Origin of the sequence: Streptomyces griseus, assembly GCF_900460065.1 — a bacterium.
GTDB classification, from domain to species: domain Bacteria; phylum Actinomycetota; class Actinomycetes; order Streptomycetales; family Streptomycetaceae; genus Streptomyces; species Streptomyces griseus.
In genome coordinates this window covers 38,826-57,619 of the sequence record NZ_UAVD01000056.1, presented here as the reverse complement: position 1 = coordinate 57,619, position 18,794 = coordinate 38,826, and the positions used below count along the sequence as shown (strand labels likewise).

The window sequence follows — 18,794 nt, the reverse complement described above, 5'->3', positions numbered from 1 at the left end:
TTTTGGAGAGTCACCGCCGCTCCGCTATCGTCCCCGCGCACGACGGGCGGGCAGCGGGCGGATCTTCGGGAGCGGCGTGAGCACTTCGCAGGGCGGTCACCGGACGGCGCGCGGCGCACGGCCCACCGGGGCGGCGTGGGCACCGCCGCCCGCCGGGATGCCGCCCGCGCCGCCCCGGCAGAGCCCCGCCCGGGGCGCCGCCCGGCGGCCCGCCGAGCGCCGCCGGACGCTCGTCGCGAACCCCGAGAGCCTGCGGCGCCTCGTCCCGAAGGCCCTCGTCGTCGCCTTCCTGGCCGGCGGCACCACCGCCTTCGTCGCCCACGACAAGGCCGTCCGGCTGAACGTCGACGGCACACCCCGCACCCTGCACACCTTCGCCGACGACGTCACCGGGCTCCTGGCCGAGGAGGGCGTCACCGTCGGCGCGCACGACGTCGTCACCCCGGCCCCCGGCACCGCCCTCGGCCACGGGGACGCGGTCGTCGTCGACCACGGGCGGCCCGTGACCCTCACCCTCGACGGCGTCCGCCGCCAGGTCTGGACGACCGCCGACACCGTGGCCGGGGCGCTGCGCGCGTTCGGGATCCGGGCCGAGGGGGCGCACCTCTCCGCGCCCCGCTCCACCCGGATCGCCCGCACCGGCCTGACCCTCACCGTCCGCACCGAACGCACCGTGACCTTCATGGCCGACGGCCAGGAACGCACCCTGCGCACCAACGCCGCCACCGTCCACGAGGCCCTCGCCGAGGCCGGCATCACCCTGCACGGCCAGGACACCACCTCCGTCGCCCCCACGAGCTTCCCGCGCGACGGCCAGACGATCTCCGTCATGCGGATCACCGACACCCGCGAGGTGCACGAGGAGACGGTCCCGTACGCCGTCGAACGCAGCGAGGATCCCGCCCTGTTCCGGGGCACCGAGGTCATCGAGCGGGCGGGGCGCAACGGCGTACGCCGGGTCACGTACGCGGTCCGGACCGTCAACGGCGTCCGGCAGAGACCGCGCAGGACCGCCGAGGAACTGGTCCACCCGCCGGTGAGCCGCGTCGTGCGCACCGGCACCCGGCCGCGCCCCGCGACGGTCGCCGGGGCGGACGGCCTGAACTGGTCCGCGCTCGCCGCCTGCGAGTCCGGCGGCCGTCCCGGGGCGGTGGACGCGAGCGGCACGTACGGCGGGCTGTACCGGCTCGACACGCAGACCTGGCAGTCCCTCGGCGGCAGCGGCCGGCCCCAGGACGCGCCCGCCGCCGAGCAGACGCACCGGGCGAAGAAGCTGTACGTGCAGCGGGGGGCGAGTCCGTGGCCCCACTGCGGCCGTAGGCTTACCGGGTGAGCAGCACAGAGCCCGACGCCCTCCTGGGGCCCGCAGACATCCGCGACCTGGCCGCGACGCTGGGCGTACGCCCCACGAAGCAGCGCGGTCAGAACTTCGTCATCGACGCCAACACCGTCCGCCGCATCGTGCGCACGGCCGAGGTCCGCCCGGACGACACGGTCGTCGAGGTCGGCCCCGGGCTCGGCTCGCTGACCCTGGCGCTGCTGGAGGCGGCCGACCGCGTCGTCGCGGTCGAGATCGACGACGTGCTCGCCGCCGCGCTGCCCGCCACGGTCCAGGCCCGGATGCCGGAGCGCGCCGACCGCTTCGCCCTCGTCCACTCCGACGCGATGCTGGTCACCGAACTGCCGGGCCCCGCGCCGACCGCGCTCGTCGCCAACCTCCCGTACAACGTGGCCGTGCCCGTCCTGCTCACCATGCTGGAGCGCTTCCCCAGCATCGAGCGGACCCTGGTCATGGTCCAGTCCGAGGTCGCCGACCGGCTCGCCGCCCGCCCCGGCAACAAGGTCTACGGCGTGCCGTCGGTGAAGGCCAACTGGTACGCGGACGTGAAGCGCGCCGGGGCGATCGGCCGCAACGTCTTCTGGCCCGCCCCGAACGTCGACTCCGGGCTCGTCTCGCTGGTCCGGCGCACCGAGCCGATCGCCACCACGGCGTCCCGCGCCGAGGTCTTCGCGGTGGTGGACGCCGCGTTCGCCCAGCGCCGCAAGACGCTGCGCGCCGCCCTGTCCGGCTGGGCCGGTTCCGCACCCGCCGCCGAGGCCGCGCTCGTCGCCGCCGGGATCTCCCCGCAGGCGCGCGGCGAGGCGCTGACGGTGGAGGAGTTCGCGGCGATCGCGGAGCACAAGCCGGAGGTGTCGTCCCTGTGAGCACCGTCCGTACGGGCGTCACCGTCCGCGTCCCCGCCAAGGTCAACGTCCAGCTCGCCGTGGGCGCCGCCCGCCCCGACGGCTTCCACGACCTGGCCAACGTCTTCCTCGCCGTCGGCCTGTACGACGAGGTCACCGCGGCCCCCGCCGACGAGCTGCGCGTCACCTGCTCGGGCCCGGACGCCGGCCAGGTGCCTCTGGACCGTACGAATCTCGCCGCCCGCGCCGCCCTCGCGCTGGCCGAGCGGTACGGCATCGACCCCGCCGTCCACCTCCACATCGCCAAGGACATCCCGGTCGCGGGCGGCATGGCGGGCGGCAGCGCCGACGGGGCCGCCGCCCTGGTCGCCTGCGACGCCCTGTGGGGGACCGGCGCGAGCCGCGACGAGCTGTTGGCCATCTGCGCCGAACTGGGCAGCGACGTGCCGTTCAGCCTGGTGGGCGGGGCCGCGCTCGGTACGGGACGCGGCGAGAAGCTGACCCCGATCGAGGTCGGCGGCACGTTCCACTGGGTCTTCGCGGTGGCGGACGGGGGCCTCTCCACGCCCGCCGTCTACGGAGAGTTCGACCGCCTCACCGCCGGCACCGAGGTCCCCGAACCGACCGCGTCCCCCGCCCTCCTGGCCGCCCTGCGCTCCGGCGACCCCGGCGCACTCGCGGGAGCCCTGAGCAACGACCTCCAGCCCGCCGCGCTCTCCCTGCGCCCGTCCCTCGCGGAGACGCTGGCGGCGGGCACGGAGGCCGGGGCGCCGGCGGCGCTGGTCTCCGGTTCCGGGCCGACGACGGCGTTCCTCGTCCCGGACGCGGAGACGGCCGAGAAGGTGGCGGCGGCGCTGCTGACCTCCGGGACCTGCCGCAACGCGCGCGTGGCGGCCTCGCCCGCGCCGGGCGCGCACGTGATCTGACCCGTACAGGCGTCCTCGTACTCACCGCCCACGTGAGTACGAGGACGCTGCCGCACCCCACCCGGCCCGCGCGACCGTACGGTCATGGGATCAAGTGTTCGTGAACTGGCCGGGGCGACGCCCGCCACCCGGGACCGTTACGTCGACCTCCTGCGGGTCGCCTCGCTCGGCGCGGTCGTCCTCGGCCACTGGCTGATGGCCGCTGTCACCCCGGACGGGGTCGGCAACCTCCTCGCCGTCGTCCCGGCGCTCCAGCCGCTGACCTGGCTGCTCCAGGTCATGCCGGTGTTCTTCTTCGTCGGCGGCTTCTCCCACGCGCTGTCCTACCGCTCCCTGCTCCGCAAGCGCCCCGAAGGGTCCGAGGACTCCGTCTACTCCGCCTTCCTGCGCGCCCGCCTCCAGCGGCTGCTGCGCCCCACCACGGTCTTCGTCCTGGTCTGGGGCGCGGCGGCGCTGCTGGTCCAACTCCTCGGCGGGGGCGGCGGGCTGACCGGCGTCACCCTGCGCATGGTGACCCAGCCGCTGTGGTTCATCGGGATCTACCTGGCGATGGTGGCGTTCACCCCGCCGCTGCTGAGGCTGCACGAGCGGTACGGCTGGGGGGCGTTCGCCGGTCTCGCGGGCGCGGCGGTCGCCGTCGACGTCCTGCGGTTCGCCGCCGGAGTGCCCTACGTCGAGTTCCTCAACTTCGCGTTCGTCTGGCTGGCCGTCCACCAGCTCGGCTTCCTGCGCGCCGACGGCCGCGTCGACCCGCGCCGCGCCGCCCTGCTCGCCGGCGGCGGCCTCGTCACCGCCACCGCGCTGGTGGCGCTGGGCCCGTACCCGCTGTCCATGGTCGGGATGCCCGGCGAGAAGGTCAGCAACATGGCCCCGCCCACCCTCGCCCTGCTGGCCCACGGCCTCTGGCTGGTCGGCGCGGTCGAACTGCTCCGCGCCCCGGCCGCCCGCCTGCTGGAGCGGCCCCGCGTCTGGCGCACGGTGGTGGCGGCCAACGGGGTGGCGATGACCGCGTTCCTCTGGCACCTCACGGCGATGTTCGGGGTGTACGGGGCGCTCCTCGCCCTGGACGTCGAGCTGCCCGCGCCCGCCTCGGCCGCCTGGTGGGCCCAGGTCCCGCTGCGGATCGCGCTCGCGGCGGCCCTGACCGCAGCCCTGGTCGCCGCCTTCCGCACCTTCGAACGCCCGGCCGCCCCCACGGCCCCCGGAGCCCCGGGAGCCTCCGGGGCCTCAGGGGGCGGCCCGCTCGCGGCGCTCGGTGCGACGCTCTGCCTGCTCGGCGTGCTGGGCCTGTCCATGGTCGGCTTCGGCGGCCTGCTGGACGGCCGCACGGCCCTGCTGATCGCGATCCCGGTCAGCGCCCCGGCCGCCGTCGCGATGACCCTGGGCGGCTGGCTGCTCGTCGAGCGGGCGGGGCGCGGAGCGCGGTAGGCCGCAGGGGTAACGGCAGGCGGCGACGCGGACCGCGTCGCCGACCACCTGGTGTCCTGGAGCAGCGCGTTGACACGTGTGCGGCTCTCGGGCGGGTGGCGGCAGAAGGAAGCCGGCCGCCGCGGTCGCCTATACCGCCCGCGGCTCCTCGCAGCTGTGGTTCTTCGCCGAGCGCTCGGCGAAGCGCCGGAGGGCCGCCCGCAGTTCCTCGTGGTCCACGGCCGGCGCCGCGAGCTCCGGGGCGTCCACGTCGTGGAGGGCGCCCACCTGGAAGAGGGCGGTGCCGCCCACGCCGGGGCACCGGGCCGTCAGCACGTAGCGGGCGTTCGGGGCGTCGGCGCCCGTGCGGGCTTCGGCGTCCCGCCGGTGGTCCAGCCGGGTCTGCTCCCACGCGGCGGCCGGTCCGTAGCGCGCGGTGAACCCGTACAGGAACGTGCCGCGCAGACCGCCCAGGGCGCAGTCCTCCACGGGCGCCGGGGCCGTGGGGATCTCCCGCACCGTGCGCACGCCCCACCGGGCGGCGGTCCCCCCGTCCAGCAGGCCCGCGCAGCTCCCGGTGGCATCGGCGACGGGCTTGTGGTCCCGGAGGGTCGTCGTGACGCCGACGTTCCTCACCCGCTCGCCGACCGGAGCCGCGCAACCGGTCCGCCGGGTGTACGCGGTCGCCGTCTCCGTGAGCACCGCGACGAGCCGCTCCCGCGCGACCGGATCGTCGAACCCGCCCCGGCCGAGGTCGGCGTCGGCCGTTATCACCCGTCCGTTCCCGGACCCCTTGCCGCAGCTCAGCAGCAGGGTCGCCCGCGCCTCGTCCGGGTCCTCGCCGTCCGGGTCGAACCGGAAGGATCCGGTCCAGCCGTGTCCCAGGGGCGCGTCGAAGCCCCCGACGTCCGCGAGTTCCCCGAGGCCCTCCGTGTCCCGGGCCCACAGCACCAGACCGGCGTCCGTGTCGTCGTCGGACGCGCCGACCGTGCAGTGCCGCCGGTCGCCCCAGTGGGCCGAGGAGGTCAAGGAGACGCCGTCGAACAGCTCCCGCACCGCCCCGGCCGCCAGATCGCCGTCGCAGGCCGAATCCAGGGCCCGGTCGTCGCGCCAGGAGTCGTAGCCGCCGGAGACCCAGAACAGCGCTCCCGCCAGCACCGCCGCGGTCACGGTCCAGGCCGCCGCGCGGCGTACCCGTCGGCTGCGCGGGAAACGGACGTCGTCGCTCACTTCCACACCTTTCCGAGGACCTTCACCGCACGGCAGTCGGAGGAGGCCAGATACGCGTCGAGGATCCGGTCGGCCCGGTCGGCCGCGAGAGCGGACGAGGCCGTCCCCACCGTCACCCGGCTCAGCGTCCGGGCCCCCGAGCACGAGGACTCGGCCCAGACGGCCAGCGTGTACGCCTCCTCGCCGCGCTCCGGTTCCGGGGCCCGGGACAGGGCGGCCAGCTCGGCCCCGTACGCCGTGCGCGCCTCGGGCAGCAGGGGCCCGCGCCAGCTCACCGACACCACCTGGGCGACATGGTCCCGGCGGTTCGCCGGCTTCGCGCGCGGCACCCGCAGGGAGCAGACGTCCGCGTCGTCGCCCGTGACGCCGCCGGGTCTCCCGTCGCCGCGCCCCCCGGCCCTGCCGTCGAGCATCGCCGGCCGGAACCAGCGGCAGGACGGCGGGACCTCGCCCGACTCCTCCTCCGGATCCTCGACGGGACCCGGCGGCCGTACGTCCGCGGGCTCGACCGCCGGGCCTCCGCAACCGCCCCGGTCCCGTACGTGGTTGGCGGCGGCCGTCACCACGGCCCCCAGCTCCCTCGCCGCCCCGGGAACCTCCGACCCGTCGGCGTCGTCCAGCGAGGCGTGGACCCGGAAGCGGGTCACCCGGTGCGGGTAGCCGGGCAGGCCGGCCGGGCAGCCGGCGGTGACCTGGGTGGTGGCGGTGCGGTACGCGGTCGCCCAGTCCGGTTCCTTCGCGGCGCCCGCGGACAGGAGGTCCGTCGGCCGTACGCCGGACAGCGGAACGTCCAGCACCGGCACCGCCGCGAGTTCCAGGCCCCCGGACGCGCCCCAGTCCAGCGAGCACCGCAGCAGGATGCGCGGCCCCGGCCCGGACGGCCCGGTCAGGTCCAGGTCACCGTGGAGCTCCCAGGTCTCGTCCCCGGGCAGCAGGCCGCGCACCGTCTCCTCCGGCAGGGCACCGCCGCACGCCGTGTCCAGGACCTCGGCGTTGTGGGCGTCGCGCCGCTCGGACCGTACGAGCAGGAACCCGGCCACCAGAGCCGCGGCCAGCACGACCACCGCCGCTTTCGGCAGCCACCGGTGCCCGGTGAACCGTCCCCATGCCGCTGCCACCACGTCGCCCCCCGGCCGTCGATCAGTCGGAGCACGCTATCGCGTGTCCCGCGGCCGACCCGCGGCGGGCCCGGGTGCGGCCCGGGCGGTCAGCCGAGCGTCAGACTCCTCTTCGCCAGCTCGTACGCGGGAAGCATCGCGGTGTGCTCCTCGGTGTCCAGCCCGCCCAGGTGCACCACCACCGGGCCGTCGGGCGTCTTCACGGCGAAGGCGCGCTGCTTCTTCGGCTCGTCCAGCAACTCGCTGTGCCCCGTGTAGGCGACCTCGGCGGCAGCGAGCGCACCGGCCCTCACCTGCGTGTAGGCGGCCTTCCCGGCTTGCGGGTCGTCCGCCACGAAGGCCCGCAGCACCGCCTGCGGGTCGTCTTCGGACGCCGCGCCCCGCCACACCCGCAGGAAGCCGATGTTCCCCGCCGGCTTGGCGTCGATCTCGCAGACCATCTGCACGGTGCCCTGCTCGGCCAGCTCGGCCAGCGCGTCCAGTACGGGGTCCGGATCGGAGTCCGGCTCGAACGCGACCGCCTTCGGCTTCCAGCGGGCGGCGAGGTCGAAGGTCACCGGCAGCTCGCACGCCGAACCCGCGCCGCCGAGCCGCCCGCCCTTCGCGGCCACCTCCACGCCCCCGGCGCCGGCCGTGTCCGACCCGGTCCTCTCCGCCGCCTTCGCGGGCGCGCCGCTGCTGCTCGGCGGTCCGGCCGGGCCTTCGCCCACGGCCCCCGTTCCGGCGGACGACGAACAGCCGGCCAGAGCCAGCGCCGCCACTGCCGCCGCCGGAACCCGGCCCCGCACCCTGCCACGCCTCGTCATCGTGAAGTCCCCACCCGTGATGTCGTCCGCACCCCTGCGACCTGGGGGTCTTCCCCATGATCGATCGCGGCACGCTATCGCACCCCGCGCGGCGACTACTCTGGTACGTCGAGCGGTCCTCGCCGCAGGGACCCCCGGGACAGGAGTGAAATGGCCGTCAATCTGGTCAATGTCGAGCAGGTCAGCAAGGTGTACGGCACCCGTGCCCTGCTCGACGGCGTATCCCTCGGGGTCTCCGAGGGCGACCGGATCGGAGTCGTGGGCCGCAACGGCGACGGCAAGACCACCCTCATCCGGATGCTCGCCAAGCTGGAGGAGGCGGACACCGGCCGCGTCACCCACAACGGCGGGCTGCGTCTCGGCGTCCTCACCCAGCACGACTCCCTGGACCCGAAGAAGACCATCCGCCAGGAGGTCATCGGCGATCTCGCCGACCACGAGTGGGCGGGCAGCGCCAAGATCCGCGACGTGCTGACCGGTCTCTTCGGCGGCCTCGCGCTCCCCGGCTTCGAGCACGGGCTCGACACCGTCATCGCCCCGCTCTCCGGCGGTGAGCGCCGCCGCATCGCGCTGGCGAAGCTCCTCATCGACGAGCAGGACCTGATCGTCCTCGACGAGCCCACCAACCACCTCGACGTCGAGGGCATCTCCTGGCTCGCCGGCCACCTGCGGGCCCGGCGCTCGGCGCTCGTCTGCGTCACCCACGACCGATGGTTCCTCGACCAGGTCTGCACCCGCATGTGGGACGTCCAGCGCGGCACCGTCCACGAGTACGAGGGCGGCTACAGCGACTACGTGTTCGCCCGTGCCGAGCGGGAACGGATCGCCGCCACCGAGGAGTCCAAGCGGCAGAACCTCATGCGCAAGGAGCTGGCCTGGCTGCGCCGCGGCGCCCCCGCCCGCACCTCCAAGCCGCGCTACCGCATCGAGGCCGCCAACGAGCTCATCGCCGACGTGCCGCCGCCGCGCGACACCAGCGAGCTGATGAAGTTCGCCAACGCCCGGCTCGGCAAGACCGTCTTCGACCTGGAGGACGTGACCGTCCAGGCCGGACCCAAGACGCTCCTCACCCACCTCACCTGGCAGCTCGGCCCCGGCGACCGCATCGGCCTGGTCGGCGTCAACGGCGCGGGCAAGACCTCGCTGCTGCGCGCGCTCGCCGAGGCCGCCCGCACCCAGGGCGACGAGCAGCCCGCCGCCGGGAAGATCGTCGTCGGCAAGACCGTCAAGCTCGCCTACCTCTCCCAGGAGGTCTCCGAGCTGAACCCGAACCTCCGGGTCCTGGAGGCCGTCCAGCAGGTGCGCGACCGGGTCGACCTCGGCAAGGGCCGCGAGATGACCGCAGGTCAGCTCTGCGAGCAGTTCGGCTTCACCAAGGAGAAGCAGTGGACGCCCGTCGGCGACCTCTCCGGCGGTGAGCGCCGCCGGCTCCAGATCCTGCGGCTGCTGATGGACGAGCCCAACGTCCTCTTCCTCGACGAGCCCACCAACGACCTCGACATCGAGACCCTGACGCAGCTGGAGGACCTCCTCGACGGCTGGCCCGGGTCGATGATCGTGATCTCCCACGACCGGTTCTTCATCGAGCGGACCACCGACCGGGTCATGGCCCTCCTCGGCGACCGCACCCTGCGCATGCTGCCGCGCGGGATCGACGAGTACCTGGAGCGCCGGCAGCGGATGGAGGAGGAGTCCACCCCCTCCGCCGCCGCGCCCCGTACGGCCACCGCACCCGCCGCGGCCCCGGCCGTCTCGGCGCAGGAGGCCCGCGCCGCGAAGAAGGAGCTCCAGAAGGTGGAGCGGCAGCTCGACAAGCTCTCCACCCGGGAGACCGCGCTGCACAAGCAGATCGCCGACAACGCCACCGACTTCGAGAAGGTCGCGGGTCTCGACGCCGAACTGCGTGAACTCGTCACCGAGCGCGACGAGTTGGAGATGCGCTGGCTGGAGCTGGCCGAGGACGCCTGACGGGCGGCGCCGCGCCGGGTGGTAGAACGGGACGGCAGGGACCGGACGTTCGAGGGGGACCACACCGATGTCGCAGCCGCCGCAGCCGCCGTCGCAGGGCGGGCCGGGGGAGCCGGAGGGCTTCGGCGCCCCGTACGAACCGCGGCCGGACGCGTACGGACCCGTGCCGCCCCCGTACCCGCCGCAGCCCGGCCCGTACGGCCGGCCGCCCGCCCCGCCGTACGGCGGCCACCCGGGGCCCGGCCCCTCGCCCTCCGGAGGGCGCTCGCGCAGCCGGGTCGCGGGTCTCGTCGCCGCCGTGCTCGCCGGGGTCCTCGTCATCGGGACGGGCGTCTGGTTCGCGGTGGGCGACGACGGCGCCGACGACGGGAAGCCCGTCGCACGGGAGAGCGCCGCCCCGAAGCCGCCCGGCGCCGATCCGGGCCCGGGGCGGACGCCCGCCCCGGGAGCCGCGGAGATCAACGAGGGCCGGGTGAAGGGCGAGGCGAAGGTCCGCTGGGTCCAGCGGAACGGCGTGGACCTGCCGGGGGGCGGCGCCTCCGCCCTCGGCCCCTGGGTCGTCGGCGATGTCGTGGCCAAGGCCATGTACCGCACGGCCTCCGGCTACTCCCTCGACGACGGCACGCCGAAGTGGAGCCTGCGGCTGCCCTCCGACGTCTGCGCCGCGCCCACCCGGCCGACCGCCGACGGGAAGATCGTCGTCGGGCTCCTGACCGACACCTCCCCGGAGGACTCGGCCTGCGACAGACTCCAGATGATCGACCTGGCCACCGGTGAGGCGGGCTGGTCCGCCACCTTCGACCGCGCGCCGACGCAGGACGGGCTCGCCAACATCGTCATGGCGGTCAGCGGCGACGTCCTGACGATCGGACGCGTCGGCCGCACCGACGCCTACCGGGTCAGCGACGGCAAGCACCTCTGGGACGAACTGCCCGGCCCCTGCCCGTCGTACGGCCTGGCCGGCGGGGCCGTCCTGCTCGCCGCCGTCGGCTGCCGCGACCAGCCGGCCGGCGAGTCCGAGGCCCGGGCCGACGACGTCATCGAGGAAGTGCGGCGCGTCGACCCGTCCACCGGGCGCACCCTGTGGACGTACCGGCCCGGCAAGGGCTGGCTGATCGACGCGTTCCACTCCGTCGACCCGCCGGTGATCTCGCTCCGCAGGGGCGGGGCGGTGGAGGGCGAGTGGGCGATCGCCGTCCTGAACGCCGACGGGACCCTCCGCTCCCGGCCCATCGCGGGCGACGACGTCCCCGAGGCCCGGTGCACCGGCATGCGACGGGACGTGGGCGCGAACCTCGACACCTGCCTCGGCGTGGCCGCCGACGCCGACACGCTCTACACCGCCACGAAGCACCGGTTCGCGGACGGGGTGCTGACCAACGACGTCATCGCCTTCGACATGAGCACCGGCGCGAAGAAGTGGAAGGTCCCCGCGCCCGCCGGCCAGACCCTGATGCCGCTGCGCGTCGAAGGCGGCGAGGCGCTGGTCTACCTCAGCCCACCGGGGGCGAAGTCCGGCGCCGAGGGCGTCGGCGGCGGCATCGTGGCGCTCGGGCCGGACGGCGGCGCACCGCGGCAGGTCCTGCGCCACCCGGCGTCGGCCGCGGTGACCGAGCGCACCTTCACCGATCCGCTCGTCCGCTATGCCGGAGGCCGCTCGCTGCTGATGCTCCCGCACGTCTCCGGGGCCACCGACGAGGAGGAGCGGGAGCTGCCGGCGATGATCGCCTTCGGTGACTGACCATCACCTTCCGCGGGGCGTAACGGAGGCATCACAAGCCGGTTCTCCCTTGGGAACAGGGGTTGGCCCGAACCGGTGCCCGGCGTCGGACGGGTGGTAGAAAGAAGCCCCGCCCGACTGTCGTAACACCGCGGAAGCCATGCCCGATTCGCTCCTTTCCGAGGGGGATTGACCCTCTTGGGAATGCGGGGGAGACCGATTCGCGCACCGGGCCGCACGAAGGGGGACGTGCTGATATGAGCCAGCCGCCCAGCCAGCAACCGCCGCAGGGAGGCTTCGGGGCTCCGCAGGAGCCGGCGAACGGAGCTCCTCAGCAGCCCGAGGGACGGCCGGACCCGGCGCAGACGCCGCCCGGTGAGCAGCCCCAGGGGCCGCCCCCCGCGCAGCCGCCCGCGCCCCCGTCCGGCCCGCCGCAGACGCCCCCGCCGGGCACCCCGGCGTACGGCTATCCGCAGCCCCCCGCCGGGCCCGGCTACGGCTATCCGCAGCAGCCCGGCCAGGCCCCCGGACCGTACGGTCAGCAGGCCCCCGGACCGTACGGCCAGCAGCCCGGCCCCTACGGTCAGCAGGCCCCCGGCCCTTACGGTCAGCAGCCCGGCCCCTACGGTCAACAGGCCCCCGGCCCCTACGGTCAGCAGACCCCGGGCCCGTACGGTCAGCAGACCCAGCCCGGTTACGGCTACCCGACGCAAGCGCACCCCGGCGCCCCCGCCCCCGGCGGACCGGGCTCCGGTCCCGGCGGGTTCCTCAAGAACAAGACCGGCATCGTGGTCGCGGCGGCCCTCGCCGTGGTCCTGGTCGCCGGGGCGGGCACCTGGTTCCTGGTCAGCGACAGCGGGGACGACCCCAAGAAGCCCGTCGCCGGCACGAGCAACGACCCCAAGCCCCCCAGCGAGTCGCCGACGGTCGACGAGGGCGACGGCAGCGGCGACGGCCGCGGGGGCAACGACGACCTCAACGCCGGGCGCAAGCCGGGCGAGGCCAAGGTCGCCTGGCTCCAGAAGAACGACGTCGACCTGCCGCGCAACGGCGCGTCCGTCGAAGGCCCCTGGTTCACCGGCGACGTGGTGGCCAAGGCCATGTACCGGGGCGTCTCCGGCTACTCGGTCGCCGACGGCAAGCAGAAGTGGACCCTGGCGCTCCCCGCCGACGTGTGCGCCGCGCCCAACAGCGCGACCGCCGACGGCAAGCTCGTCATCGGCGTGAAGGACAGCACCACCGACCGGGCCAAGTGCTCCGTCCTCCAGATGATCGACCTCAACACCGGCAAGGCCGGCTGGAAGAAGTCGATCAAGAAGAACGGCACCTGGGACTTCCTGTCGGACATCGGTCTCGCGATCAGCGGAGACACCGTCACGGTGGGGCGCACCGGCAACTCCAACGCCTACCGGGTCAGCGACGGCAAGGAGCTGTTCGCCAACCCGGACGGCAACTGCAAGCCCTTCGCCTTCGCCGGCGGCGCGAAGCTGATCGCCGCCACCAGCTGCCGCACCGACGACGCCGGCAACCCGCAGCACCAGGTCCAGGAGCTGGACCCGGTCACCGGCAAGGCCAAGTGGACGTACCAGCCGAAGCGCGGCTGGGAGGTCAGCAAGGTCTACTCGGTCACCCCGCTCGTCGTCCGGTTCGACAACGAGGCGAAGAAGCAGTACGCCATCGCCTCGCTCACCGAGAGCGGCAAGCTCCGCTCGCAGCTCGCACCCGCGCAGGGCGACAAGCTCACCGTCGACTGCGGGGGCAGCTTCGCGGTCTTCGGCGAGAAGCTCGAAGGGTGCAGCGGCGTCGCCGCCGACGCCAACACCTTCTACATGGCGACCGAGGACGACAGCACCGGGACCGCCCGGACGAACAAGGTCATCGCCTTCGACCTGAACACCGGCAAGCCCAAGTGGGAGGCGCCCGCCCCGGCCGAACGCGTGCTGAAGCCGCTGGGCATGGAGGGCGGCGACGTGCTGCTCTACATGCGGCCGAAGTACGACACCGCCGGTGCGCTCGTGACGCTCCCGCCGACCGGCGGCACCCCCAAGACGCTGCTCCAGCACCCGGCGTCCGCGGGCCGGATCGAGAACGGCTTCTTCTCGTCCAAGGTCCTCTACCGGGACGGCCGCTCCTACGTCTTCAGCAAGCGCGTGAGCGCGGGCAACGACAAGGAAGAACTGGAGCAGACGACGATGCTGGTGTTCACGAAGTGACGGTCCGCCACGGCATCCGACCGCGGCCGGCCCCTCCCGGCCCCGCGCGCCCCCACACCCACTCGTCCCCCGAGGTACGCACGCCATGACCCAGCCGCCCCAGCCGCCGCAGCAGCCGCCCAACGAGCCGCCGAACACGCCCCCGGCACCGTCCGCCGGTCCGCCCTCCGGCGGGTTCGGCGCGCCGCAGGACCCCCCGCCGGGAGGGTTCGGCGGGCCGACCCCGCCGCCCGCGGACCCCTTCGGCAAGCAGCCGCCGCAGCAGCCCGCCGCCCCGCAGGACGCGCCCGCCGGGGGCTACGGCACCCCGCCGCCGGCCGGCGGCTACCCCACCCCGCCCGCGCCGCAGCCCAACGGATACGGCTACCCCCACGCCCCGCAGCAGGGGTACGGCTACCCGCAGGGGCCCGCCGGACAGCCCGGGGCGCCCCAGGGTTACGGCTACCCGACCCAGCCGATGCAGCCGCAGTACGGGGCCCCGCAGCCGCCCGGCGGCGGCAAGAAGTTCTCCACCCAGATGCAGATCATCGTCGCCGCGGCCGTCGCGGTGGTGCTGATCATCGGCGGCGGGATCATCTACTCCTCCACCGGCGGCGACCAGGGCGGCTCGGACGAGGCCTCCTCGTCCGGCGCCACCGGCGGCGAGGCCAAGGGAGGCGAGGGCGGCCTGGCCGGCGGCAAGGAGAAGGCGCCCGCCAACACCAAGTCCAAGGTCGCCTTCCAGTTCCCCGAGCCCGTGGTCACCGACATCACCACGGTCGCGGGCTCCTGGGTCACCGACAAGGCGTACGTCAAGTCCGGCATCGCCGAGGTCACCGGCTACGACCGGGACAAGGGCACCAAGCTCTGGTCCTTCCCGCTGGCCGGCGAGATCTGCGGCGTGTCCCGCCACACGAGCAAGGACGACAAGGCGGCCATCCTCTTCCAGGAGACGAAGCCGACCAAGGAGAACAAGTACCCGTCGTGCAACCAGGTCGGCGCGATCGACCTGAACGCCGGCAAGCTCCTGTGGAGCAAGAGCGTCACCTCCGCCACCGGCGGTGACCGGCCGATCGCCTTCGTCGAGGTCACGATCAGCGGGTCCACCGTCGCCGCGGGCGGAACCTCCGGCGGCGCGGCCTTCAACCTGGCCGACGGCGCCGCCCTCTGGAAGCCGAAGGTCGGCGCGGACGGCTGCTACGACCGCGGCTACGCGGGCGGCGAAGCCCTCGCCGTGATCCGCAGGTGCGGCACGACCGACAGCCCGCAGCTCACCGTGCAGGCGCTCAACCCGACGACCGGCGCGCCGCTCTCCTCGTTCCAGATGCCCGCGGGCGTCGACTACGCGAGCATCGTCTCCACCAAGCCGCTGGTGGTCGCGGCCGACGTCGGCGACACCGCCGGCGACGGCAGCAGCATCTCCGACTTCTTCTCGATCGACGCCGCCACCGGCAAGCTGATCGTCCGCATCCCCGCCGACGCGGACAAGTACGCGGCGGAGTGCGGCTCCACCGACGTCGAGCAGTGCAAGCACATGGCCGTCGGCAACAACCGGCTCTACCTGCCCACCGAACGGCACGACGGGACCAGCGAGTACGGCGACACGAACGAGATCGTCGCCTTCGACCTGACCACCGGCAAGCTCCTCGGCGGCCGGGCGGACGCGGGCGACCGCCACACCCTGACCCCGCTGCGGATGGACGGCACCAGCGTCATCGCCTACAAGGAGGGCCCGTACGACAAGGGCGGCCAGGTCGTCTCCATCGACGGCGAGACCCTGAAGCAGACCCTGCTGATGGAGAACCCGAGCGACGAGACCGTCCGGGAGGCGGAGAAGCGGTTCAACGTCGGCTCCGCCGAACTCCTCTACAGCGAAGGCCGCTTCTACATGGCGAGCAGGGCGGTCCACAAGCCCAGCACCGTCAACCCCGACGAGAAGCGCTACCTCGTCGTCGCCTACCGCACCGACTGATCACCGCGCTCCCCCGGGAGCGCCCCGCAGTGCCAGGCCCCGCCGGTCGATCACCTCACCGGCGGGGCCGATCGTCTTCCGTCCCTGAAGTGATCGCGAAGCGGCGGCCAACGGGTCATGAACAGGGGGCGACAGAAACCGGATCAAAGGCTCGGGGCCCCGAACGGCGCAGAGTTCGGCATTCCGGGGGGCTTCTCCCACAGAAGGGCCGCGCGGCGTCGAACAAGCGTGTAACTTGCCGGGGCAGGAGTCCGGGGGGCCGGGCGGACAGGGGCTTTGGGGGTGCGGACCGTGGGTGTGCGGCTCATGGTGGTCGACGATCACCGGCTGCTCGCCGAGGCACTCGCCTCGGCGCTGAAACTGCGCGGGCACCGGGTGCTCGCGGCGGCGGCGCCGACGTCCGGGGCAGCGGAACTGGTCGTCAGCAGGGCCCCCGAGGTCTGTCTGTTCGGTACGGCCTCGCCGGCCGCCCCCGGGGTCTTCGACCCGATCACGCGCATCGGCCGGGAGCGCCCGCAGGTGGCGGTGGTGGTGCTCGGACCGGTGCCCAGTCCGCGCGGGATCGCCGCGGCGTTCGCCGCCGGGGCCGCGGGATACGTCCGGCACGACGAGCGCATCGAGGGCGTCGAGCGGGCCATGCTCAAGGCGCGGGCGGGGGAGAGCGCCATCGCCCCGCAGCTGCTGCGGGGGGCCTTCGCCGAACTGCTCAACCCGGCGGTCCAGCCCGACGACGAGGGGCGGCGGCTGCTGCGGATGCTCACCCCGCGGGAGGCGGAGGTGCTGGTGCGGGTCGCCGAGGGCGAGGGCACCCGGCTCATCGCGGCCGGCATGGACATCGCCCCGAGCACCGCCCGTACCCACGTCCAGCGGGTCCTGATGAAGCTCGGGGTCGGCTCCCGTCTGGAGGCGGCGGCCCTCGCGGCCCGTACGGGACTGCTGGAGAGGGCCGCGGCCACCGGGGTCACGCCGCAGGGGCCGTACATCCCCGGACAGCGCGGGTGAGTCACGGCCCCTGCGGGCGGGCGGCGGGGCGGGTCAGCCCCCGTCGGGCCCCGGCTTCGGGTCCGGGGCCGTCTCCGGCGCCTCGGCCGGGCGCAGCTTCATCCAGACCAGGAAGAACAGGCCCAGCGCCAGCATGGCGAGGCCGGTCCACAGGTTGATGTGGACGCCCTCGGCCTTCTCCAGGTCGGCGTCGGAGGGGCTGATGCCGGCGATGGTGACGATCACTCCGTAGACCACGAACAGGCCGCCGATGATCCGCCGGATGTCGAAGAGACGGGCGGCGGTGGCGGACTTGCGCTCCAGCTCGGAGACTTCCTTGTGCAGGTCGGAACGGTGCGGTTCGGACGTGTGCGGTTCGGACATGGTGAGTGCCTCCGATCAGAGCGAGTAGGGGATGTAGCACGCGGCGGCGAGCACGATCGCGCCCCAGCCGAGCAGTGCGGGCTTGCGGTACCAGGCGCTGTCGGCCTCGTCGAGTGCCTCGTCCGGGTCCGGCGACTCGGTCCCGTACACCAGACCGGCCAGTTCCGCCTCGGGCTTCGGCGCGGTGAAGAGGGTCACGACGACCATGACGACGGCTCCGGCGACGAATCCGACGATCGCGGAGACGAAGTTGGCGCCCTGGTCGGAGGGGATGTCGATGATCCCGCCCTTGTAGATCCAGAAGTAGTTGACCATCGCGGCCCCGGTGCCCGCGACCAGCCCCCAGACGCCGGACTTCATCGAGGCCCGCTTCCAGAACATGCCGATGATGAAGACGACGAACATCGGGACGTTGAAGAACGAGAACAGCGTCTGGAGGTAGCTCATGATGTTCGAGAAGCTGGCGGCGATGAACGCCGTGCCGATCGAGGCCAGCACACCGATCGCGGTGATCAGCCGCCCGAACTTCAGGTAGTACGTGTCCGGCTTGTCCTTCACCACGTACCGCTGCCAGATGTCGGTGGTGAACACCGTGTTGAACGAGGACACGTTGGCCGCCATGCCCGCCATGAACGCGGCGAGCAGACCGGTCACCGCGATACCGAGCACCCCGTTGGGCAGCAGTTCCTGCATCAGCAGGGGTATCGCGTCGTTGTAGGTGAGGTCGGAGTCCGGGGTGCCGATCTTCGGCACGATGACCGCGGCGACCAGGCCCGGGATCATCACCGCGAAGACGATGAAGATCTTCGGGAAGGCGGCGATCAGCGGGGTGCGCTTGGCGGCGGAGAGGTTCTTCGCGGACAGGGCGCGCTGCACCTCGGCGAAGTTCGTCGTCCAGTAGCCGAAGGACAGCACGAAGCCGAGTCCGAGGATGATGGTCAGCCAGTTGGCGCCCAGCGGGTTGGGGTCGCCGATGCCGGTCCCGCCCCAGGCGGTCATGAAGTCCCCGCCGTGCTGTTTCGTCAGCGAGTCGCTCATGGCGTCCCAGCCGCCGACCCGCTTCAGGCCGAGGACGGTGAGGGGGATCAGCGCGGCGAGGATGACGAAGAACTGGAGCACCTCGTTGTAGATCGCCGAGGAGAGCCCGCCGATCGTGATGTAGACCAGCACGAACAGGCCCGCGACGACGATCGCGACCCACTGCGGCCAGCCGAGCAGCGCCTCGACGACGATCGACAGGGCGTAGAGGTTGACGCCCGCGATGAGGATCGCCGCGAACGCGAAGAGCGCGGAGCTGAGCAGGTGCGCGGACCTGTCGAACCGCTGGAGCAGGAACTCCGGCACCGAGCGCACCTTGGAGCGGTAGTAGAACGGCATCATCACCAGGCCGAGGAAGACCATGGCGGGGATGGCGCCGATCCAGTACCAGTGCACCACCGCGACGCCGTACTGGGCGCCGGTGGCCGCCATGCCGAGGATCTCGGTGGCGCCGAGGTTCGCCGCGACGAAGGCGAGCCCGGTCACCCAGGCGGGCAGTGACCGTCCGGAGAGGAAGAAGTCGAGGCTCGTCCTCACGCTGGCACGGGCGGCGAAGCCGATGCCGAGCACGACGACGAAGTAGATGGCCAGGATGGCGTAGTCGAGCCCGTTCGTGGGGAGCCGGAGCCCTTCGGCAAGTGTCTGCATGGGGGGAACTCGCTTCGTTGCGCGAAATGAACCCGTCGGAACTTACGCCTCTGTGTTCGAGAAATGAACACTTGCGTTGGGATTCTTTGTTCGATCGTGATCGAGTGCGCTTGAATGTCCCGGTTGCGGCCCGAGTTCCCCCCGGCTCTGTGGGCATTGACTGAGGTGTTCGCTTGTGGTTTGTTATGTGCGATTATGTTGGGAGGATCTGGTGGAGGAC

The 18,794-nt window shown here is 73.4% G+C and carries 14 protein-coding genes; 9 read left to right on the top strand and 5 right to left on the bottom strand.

Going from position 1 to position 18,794, the window contains the following annotated elements; all coding sequences use genetic code 11:
- Positions 1-76: 76 nt before the first annotated feature.
- From DTB53_RS33920 to DTB53_RS33905, 4 genes are all read left to right on the top strand, one after another.
- The gene (locus tag DTB53_RS33920) at positions 77-1,333 is read left to right on the top strand and encodes a resuscitation-promoting factor (protein WP_277816363.1); all 1,257 of its coding nucleotides are present in this window, start codon (positions 77-79) and stop codon (positions 1,331-1,333) included.
- Positions 1,330-2,205, top strand: coding sequence for a 16S rRNA (adenine(1518)-N(6)/adenine(1519)-N(6))-dimethyltransferase RsmA (rsmA, locus tag DTB53_RS33915; protein ID WP_003968558.1), 876 nt, complete (start codon positions 1,330-1,332; stop codon positions 2,203-2,205). The genes DTB53_RS33920 and rsmA overlap by 4 nt, the downstream gene beginning before the upstream one ends.
- On the top strand, positions 2,202-3,110 hold the full coding sequence (locus DTB53_RS33910; protein ID WP_012380546.1) for a 4-(cytidine 5'-diphospho)-2-C-methyl-D-erythritol kinase: 909 nt from the start codon (positions 2,202-2,204) through the stop codon (positions 3,108-3,110). The genes rsmA and DTB53_RS33910 overlap by 4 nt, the downstream gene beginning before the upstream one ends.
- Positions 3,111-3,194: 84 nt before the next feature.
- Positions 3,195-4,538 carry an acyltransferase family protein gene (locus DTB53_RS33905; RefSeq protein WP_012380547.1) on the top strand — a complete coding sequence of 448 codons (1,344 nt, stop codon included), beginning with the start codon at positions 3,195-3,197 and terminating at the stop codon, positions 4,536-4,538.
- Between the two features lie 129 nt (positions 4,539-4,667).
- Here the strand turns inward: DTB53_RS33905 and DTB53_RS33900 are convergent, their stop codons facing one another.
- From DTB53_RS33900 to DTB53_RS33890, 3 genes are all read right to left on the bottom strand, one after another.
- The gene (locus DTB53_RS33900) at positions 4,668-5,747 is read right to left on the bottom strand and encodes a hypothetical protein (protein ID WP_042496975.1); all 1,080 of its coding nucleotides are present in this window, start codon (positions 5,745-5,747) and stop codon (positions 4,668-4,670) included.
- On the bottom strand, positions 5,744-6,865 hold the full coding sequence (locus DTB53_RS33895) for a hypothetical protein (protein WP_236586336.1): 1,122 nt from the start codon (positions 6,863-6,865) through the stop codon (positions 5,744-5,746). Before DTB53_RS33895 ends, DTB53_RS33900 begins: the two co-directional genes overlap by 4 nt.
- Positions 6,866-6,954: 89 nt before the next feature.
- Positions 6,955-7,671: a lipoprotein gene (locus DTB53_RS33890; protein ID WP_042496977.1), complete on the bottom strand. Its 717-nt coding sequence runs from the start codon at positions 7,669-7,671 to the stop codon at positions 6,955-6,957.
- Between the two features lie 150 nt (positions 7,672-7,821).
- Between DTB53_RS33890 and DTB53_RS33885 the strand changes: the two genes are divergently transcribed.
- The 5 genes from DTB53_RS33885 to DTB53_RS33865 all read left to right on the top strand — a co-directional run bounded on the left by DTB53_RS33885 (position 7,822) and on the right by DTB53_RS33865 (position 16,525).
- Positions 7,822-9,639, top strand: coding sequence for an ABC-F family ATP-binding cassette domain-containing protein (locus tag DTB53_RS33885; protein ID WP_003968565.1), 1,818 nt, complete (start codon positions 7,822-7,824; stop codon positions 9,637-9,639).
- A gap of 67 nt (positions 9,640-9,706) precedes the next feature.
- Positions 9,707-11,380, top strand: coding sequence for an outer membrane protein assembly factor BamB family protein (locus DTB53_RS33880; protein ID WP_012380551.1), 1,674 nt, complete (start codon positions 9,707-9,709; stop codon positions 11,378-11,380).
- 236 nt (positions 11,381-11,616) lie between these two features.
- Positions 11,617-13,572, top strand: a complete 1,956-nt coding sequence (locus DTB53_RS33875; protein WP_012380552.1) for an outer membrane protein assembly factor BamB family protein — start codon at positions 11,617-11,619, stop codon at positions 13,570-13,572.
- Between the two features lie 85 nt (positions 13,573-13,657).
- Positions 13,658-15,523 carry an outer membrane protein assembly factor BamB family protein gene (locus tag DTB53_RS33870; protein ID WP_012380553.1) on the top strand — a complete coding sequence of 622 codons (1,866 nt, stop codon included), beginning with the start codon at positions 13,658-13,660 and terminating at the stop codon, positions 15,521-15,523.
- Positions 15,524-15,814: 291 nt separating this feature from the next.
- Positions 15,815-16,525, top strand: a complete 711-nt coding sequence (locus DTB53_RS33865; protein WP_012380554.1) for a response regulator transcription factor — start codon at positions 15,815-15,817, stop codon at positions 16,523-16,525.
- A 33-nt stretch (positions 16,526-16,558) separates the two neighbouring features.
- Here the strand turns inward: DTB53_RS33865 and DTB53_RS33860 are convergent, their stop codons facing one another.
- Together DTB53_RS33860 and DTB53_RS33855 are read right to left on the bottom strand one after the other, a co-directional pair.
- Complete coding sequence (locus DTB53_RS33860; RefSeq protein ID WP_003968572.1) at positions 16,559-16,888, bottom strand: hypothetical protein; 330 nt, start codon at positions 16,886-16,888, stop codon at positions 16,559-16,561.
- A 15-nt stretch (positions 16,889-16,903) separates the two neighbouring features.
- Positions 16,904-18,574, bottom strand: coding sequence for a sodium:solute symporter family protein (locus tag DTB53_RS33855; RefSeq protein ID WP_003968573.1), 1,671 nt, complete (start codon positions 18,572-18,574; stop codon positions 16,904-16,906).
- Positions 18,575-18,794 lie beyond the last annotated feature (220 nt).

What these genes read in the sequence shown, in the direction of transcription:
- DTB53_RS33870 (WP_012380553.1), top strand. Translation starts at nt 13,658, where the DNA reads ATGACCCAGCCGCCCCAGCCGCCGCAGCAGCCGCCCAACGAGCCGCCG.
- DTB53_RS33905 (WP_012380547.1), top strand. Translation starts at nt 3,195, where the DNA reads ATGGGATCAAGTGTTCGTGAACTGGCCGGGGCGACGCCCGCCACCCGG.
- DTB53_RS33860 (WP_003968572.1), bottom strand. Translation starts at nt 16,888, where the DNA reads ATGTCCGAACCGCACACGTCCGAACCGCACCGTTCCGACCTGCACAAG.
- DTB53_RS33885 (WP_003968565.1), top strand. Translation starts at nt 7,822, where the DNA reads ATGGCCGTCAATCTGGTCAATGTCGAGCAGGTCAGCAAGGTGTACGGC.
- DTB53_RS33890 (WP_042496977.1), bottom strand. Translation starts at nt 7,671, where the DNA reads ATGACGAGGCGTGGCAGGGTGCGGGGCCGGGTTCCGGCGGCGGCAGTG.
- DTB53_RS33880 (WP_012380551.1), top strand. Translation starts at nt 9,707, where the DNA reads ATGTCGCAGCCGCCGCAGCCGCCGTCGCAGGGCGGGCCGGGGGAGCCG.
- DTB53_RS33855 (WP_003968573.1), bottom strand. Translation starts at nt 18,574, where the DNA reads ATGCAGACACTTGCCGAAGGGCTCCGGCTCCCCACGAACGGGCTCGAC.
- DTB53_RS33875 (WP_012380552.1), top strand. Translation starts at nt 11,617, where the DNA reads ATGAGCCAGCCGCCCAGCCAGCAACCGCCGCAGGGAGGCTTCGGGGCT.